Origin of the sequence: Vibrio sp. 10N.239.311.G01 (assembly GCF_041465805.1) — a bacterium.
GTDB classification, from domain to species: Bacteria; Pseudomonadota; Gammaproteobacteria; order Enterobacterales; family Vibrionaceae; genus Vibrio; species Vibrio crassostreae_C.
In genome coordinates this window covers 1-1,001 of the sequence record NZ_JBFSRM010000082.1, presented here as the reverse complement: position 1 = coordinate 1,001, position 1,001 = coordinate 1, and the positions used below count along the sequence as shown (strand labels likewise).

The 1,001-nt window shown below is 36.0% G+C and carries 1 protein-coding gene; it reads left to right on the top strand.

Translation table 11 applies throughout. From position 1 onward, the window contains the following. The first annotated feature begins 92 nt into the window (after positions 1-92). Entirely contained in the window at positions 93-872 is a 780-nt protein-coding gene (locus tag AB6D06_RS22500; protein ID WP_372111948.1) for a hypothetical protein, read from the top strand. Positions 873-1,001: the final 129 nt, after the last annotated feature.

Below are 1,001 nucleotides of genomic sequence, written 5' to 3'. Positions count from 1 at the left end.
GGTGCCTCCGATGCATTTAAGTACCACATAAGTGTGGCAGATCCTCGGTAGGGGGGAATCCATGTCATTCGTTAGGCGATTAGGAGGTAAAATTGATACCTATAGAAAATCATATAGCTACATTATCAAAGATATTATTTGCAACATCAGATGTCGGTGGATGGGTTCCGACAATGCAGTGGCTAAACATGGCTGCATCTATCGAAAGTATTAATATTGATACAATTAAACACAATGACTCATTTGGTTGGTGCTCTCCATCAGACGACTATGATATTGCTCGTGATGCGGTATTAAAAGAATTTACTTTTAATTTGACGATATTCAATTTTGTTTGGGGAGCTTTAGAATCTTGCATAGATATTATTAAAGTACCAAAGCACCCTAATAAACAACTTCGAGGAAAAATAACAAACACTTGTTATTATATCGGTCAAATAGAATTATCTAGCTCCATACCTGAATTAATTAAGCAAACAACATACTTCAGTGAGTTAGCTGAACAATGTTATGGGTATGATCGAGTTAATAAACGCATTAATCGATTGAATGATTTTGGAATATCAGGTGTAGGTTTGAACGCCGTTTATGAACTTAGAAATAAATTTGCTCATGGTAGTTTAGATTTCCCTGAACCTGGACAAAATAATGAACCAGATTGCATTGAAAACAATTTAGTCATTTGTGCAACCAGAATTGTATTACTTTCTATGCAAGTGATACTTCTTCGTTTTTATCAGCATATTGATAAATATGAATTATATTTGCGTGATAATGGCTTTGGTTTGGAAGGTGATTGGTATTTAGAAGATGCTCTAAGGCAGTGTCATCAAGAATTAGAATATGATGAAGAAAGGTATGCGCTTTTGTAAATCGCCTAACAAATGCATCAACACGATTTACTACACTCGGCATCTCAGGTTGTCGGGTGTTTCTCGTTTTAAGGGGCGTTGTTGATCAAATCAGCTTGAAGATCAACGACACCATATGTAGCTAGCCGT